Here is a 4,488-nt window from a genome sequence, read left to right as displayed (position 1 = left end):
AAATTTTAAACCTCATTTTCAAAATTTTCCCGCTATATTGTGCCTACTTACTAATACAAACGCTATATCTAGTGCTCGGTGATTTTATTCATCACTATGTGCTACGGCAAACTGTTGTCCAAAAACCTTCAGCTGTCGTAACACCTTGTTATAGCAGAATAAAAAACTTTGTGTGATTTAATCGACGTAAAGTACATATCAGCAATCAATAATAGAGGGTAACATGACACATATCGATAAGATTCAAGTGACCAAACGCGACGGACGTTTAGAGCCTATTGATTTAGATAAAATTCATAAGGTTATCGCATGGGCAGCTCATGATTTGGATAATGTGTCAGTCTCACAAGTTGAGCTTAAGTCGCACATTCAGTTTTATGAAGGGATCAAGACTCGTGACATTCACGAGACCATCATCAAGTCAGCGGCCGATCTTATCTCTGAAGATACTCCTGACTACCAATATTTAGCCGCGCGTTTGGCAATCTTTCATTTACGTAAGATTGCTTATAACAAATTTACACCGCCGCACCTATTTGATCATGTGACTACCCTTACCAACGCTGGCAAATACGATGAGCATATCCTAGCCGATTATAGCCGTAGCGAGTTTGATGAGTTAGAAGAATACCTTGACCACTGGCGCGATATGAACCTTGCCTACGCAGCCGTTGAGCAAATGGCGGGTAAGTACCTTGTGCAAGATCGCGTCACCAAGACGGTTTATGAGAGTCCGCAGTTCCTATATATGCTGGTTGGTATGTGTCTGTTTGCCAACTACGACAAAGCTGAGCGCATAAGCTATGTCAAACGCTTCTATGATGCGACCTCACAGTTCAAAATCTCATTACCGACGCCTATCATGTCGGGTGTGCGTACCCCATCACGTCAGTTTAGCTCGTGCGTCTTGATCGAATGCGGTGATAGCCTAGACTCAATCAATGCCACCACTAGCGCCATCGTGCGTTATGTCTCACAGCGTGCTGGTATCGGTATCAACGCGGGTCGTATCCGTGCCCTTGGTAGTCCTATCCGTGGCGGTGAAGCGCAGCATACTGGCTGTATTCCTTTTTATAAGCTTTTCCAAACAGCAGTGAAATGCTGCTCACAAGGTGGTGTGCGCGGCGGTGCGGCGACATTGTTCTACCCATTATGGCACCTAGAAGTTGAGTCGCTCTTGGTACTGAAAAACAACCGCGGCGTTGAAGACAACCGCGTTCGTCATATGGACTACGGCGTTCAGATTAATAAAACGCTTTATACCCGTCTGATTAAAGGACAAGACATCTCGCTATTCTCTCCAGGTGACACGCCTGGCTTATATGATGCTTTCTTTGAAGATCAAGACAAGTTTGAAGCGCTATATACCAAATACGAGCAGGATGACTCTATTCGTAAGCGTCAAGTGCCAGCGGCTGACTTATTTAGCCTTATGATGCAAGAGCGCGCCAGCACCGGCCGTATTTATATTCAAAATATCGACCACTGCAACACCCATAGCCCATTTGATGCGAGCATCGCCCCGATTCGCCAATCAAACCTATGTATGGAAATCGCGCTACCGACCAAGCCACTTGATAATATCAATGACGAAGAAGGCGAAATAGCGCTTTGTACGCTATCAGCGGTCAACTTGGGTAAAGTCGAAAACGTTAGCGACATCGAAGAGCCAGCAGAATTAATCGTCCGCGCGCTCGATGCCCTGCTCGACTATCAAGACTATCCTGTCAAAGCCGCTGAAAACGGTAGTATGCGCCGCCGCACCTTAGGCGTTGGTGTCATCAACTATGCCTATTACTTAGCGAAGAATGGCGTACGCTATTCAGACGGTAGTGCGCTTGGTCTGACCCATCAAACCTTTGAAGCGTTGCAGTATTATCTCTTAAAAGCATCAAACAAGTTGGCAAAAGAGCAAGGCGCGTGCCCTGCTTTTAATGAGACGACTTACTCGCAAGGTATCTTACCGATTGATACCTATAAAAAAGACTTGGATAACATCTGCCAAGAGCCGCTACATCTCGATTGGGAAACGCTACGCGGTGAGATTACCACTCACGGTCTGCGCAACTCTACCCTAACCGCCTTGATGCCGTCTGAAACCTCAAGTCAGATTGCTAACGCGACCAATGGTATCGAGCCACCACGTGGTCTGGTCTCTATCAAAGCGTCAAAAGATGGCATCTTAAAGCAAGTTGTCCCTGATATCGGTACGCTGAGACATCAGTACGAGCTATTATGGCAAATGCCAAACAATGATGGTTACTTAAAGCTAGTCGCTATCATGCAGAAGTTCGTCGATCAAAGTATCTCTGCCAATACCAACTACGATCCGGTTCGTTATGAAGGCGGTCGTGTCCCGATGAAGATATTGCTAAAAGACCTGCTAAACGCCTATAAAATGGGTGTGAAGACGTTGTACTACCATAACACGCGTGATGGTGCGAACGATGCGCAAGCGGATATGGAAGATGATTGTGCTGGCGGGGCTTGTAAGATTTAGGCTATTGATGAATGGCGGGTTTGACTTTTTGGTTAAGCTCGCTGTTTGTTGTTATTGCTCTGATTTATTAAATCCCATAATTCTTTCTAATTTTCCGATAGATAATGTAATAAAAACACGTACGAAAATCAAAAAATAATTTCAGTATTAAAAATCTGCAATAATAATTTATATAATAAATAGGGAAATTTTTGTTGGCTAATTTAAATGACTTTAAAGTTATTAAAAGGAAAAGCGCGAAATCTTTCAAACTTCTTACCGAAGTAATGAATATGAATACTGAAGCTCTAGATTTAACTCAAATCGAAAGATTAGGGTTTTACCTTTTTATTATTGAGCATATCACGGGTGTGAGCGATGTGTTTGATATTACAGATATTGTTACAGATACCGAGTTCAATAAACTTATTTTTAGTAATAACTTTGATGACTTTGGGCTAGATGCTATCTATATAAATGAAGATGAAAAACATATTCAGCTATTTAATTTTAAATATAGAGAAAACTTTAAAGTAGGAAAACAAAGTGTAAATAGCACTATACTCTCCTCTAAGTTCATTAACGCACTTACAACTGAGAATACCTCTAGCCTTACAGGTAAGATAAAAATAGGCGCAGAGGATATTATAAAAAAACTTACAAGTAACGATGAGTATAAGATTACTCTTTACGTTGTTAATAATGAAGAAATTGAAATCAAAAACAAAGATGCTCATTTGACACTATTTGAACAATCTTATGGTCTAGAAGTGGTTCCAATAGGTTTAGAAGAAATAAGCCAATTCGTTACCTTACGTCCTAAGCCAGTTCATGCAGAACTTATTGTTGACAATGACGCAATAATGTCTTTCTCAGAAAGTTCAATTTCTTCATCAAAATCATATATTTTGAGATTACCTTTATCAGAGATTGTGAGAATTACCTGTGACGATCACAATCTTAGAGCAAGTTATTCAATCGAGGACTTGACTCCACTTAGTAAAGTGAAAATAGATATTTCCGTATTATTCGACAATGTCAGAGGGTTAGTTCTTAAGTCCAAATACAATCAAAATATTTACGATAGTTTGAAAGAAGATCCCTCTAAGTTTTTCATGTTTAATAACGGTCTTACCTTAACCGCAAATGACATTAAAGCAGAGTCTGTAAATGCTAATAAGAAAGTAAAAATTAGTTTGAACTCTATACAAGTTCTAAATGGTGGTCAATCTTTAAGAACCATACATTCTTTTAATGCCAGTGATCCAAACTATCTTGAGGATTACCTTTCTAACAGTGAGGTTTTGGTAAGAGTTTTCAATACATCAAAGAACTCTGAGCTGAACAATAAGATTGCTGAATATACTAATAGTCAAAATTCAATTGCAAATGTTGATTTGAAGTCTCTTAGAAGCGAACAGCTATCTATTGAACAGTTTTTAAATGAGCATGACATTGTATATGCTCGTAAAACTGGAGATACTGGACTTGATGATAATAAAAATTATAAACATAAAATAAGTATGGAAAAATTTGGACAAATACTTATTTCTGTTTATGGTATGCCTGATAAAGCTACTAACCAGAAAAAAGAAATTTTTAATAAATACTACGACACTTTATTCGTAAGCGATTGGTTTAATATAGAAAACTCTCCAACCTATATTGAAGAATATTTTCAAATTAAAAAAGAGTATGAAAAAACTAATTTTATAGTGAGTGATCAAAAGCTTTTTTATATGATGTATTTGAGTACCAAACTTGAAATGGACATCGTTGAGCTGATTAGCTTCTTAGAAAAATGTATAAAAAGTTACCAGCCTCTCTCTAATAAAAATGTTACGGAAGCAAGAAAGCTAATACAGTCTCAGTTTAAGAAATACTTAGATGAACAAATAGCTTTAGTTTAAAGGTGCGCAAAGCACACCCTACAAATTACGCCCAAACAAAAGAGTCATTAAGAAAAAAGAAAAACGCCCTAACATGGTCATTTAGCCCCTGAGCGAAGA

The 4,488-nt window shown here is 39.1% G+C and carries 2 protein-coding genes; both read left to right on the top strand.

Annotation, left to right across the window (positions count from 1 at the left end):
- Nucleotides 1-223 precede the first annotated feature (223 nt).
- Nucleotides 224-2,500: a class 1a ribonucleoside-diphosphate reductase subunit alpha gene (gene nrdA / locus PENNN9_RS04975; RefSeq protein WP_058368618.1), complete on the top strand. Its 2,277-nt coding sequence runs from the start codon at nucleotides 224-226 to the stop codon at nucleotides 2,498-2,500.
- Nucleotides 2,501-2,694: 194 nt separating this feature from the next.
- Nucleotides 2,695-4,389, top strand: a complete 1,695-nt coding sequence (locus PENNN9_RS04970; protein WP_156410075.1) for an AIPR family protein — start codon at nucleotides 2,695-2,697, stop codon at nucleotides 4,387-4,389.
- Nucleotides 4,390-4,488: the final 99 nt, after the last annotated feature.

The sequence above is a fragment of the Psychrobacter sp. ENNN9_III genome, assembly GCF_001462175.1.
In the GTDB taxonomy this organism is placed as follows: domain Bacteria; phylum Pseudomonadota; class Gammaproteobacteria; order Pseudomonadales; family Moraxellaceae; genus Psychrobacter.
This window is presented reverse-complemented; position numbering and strand designations above follow the sequence as displayed.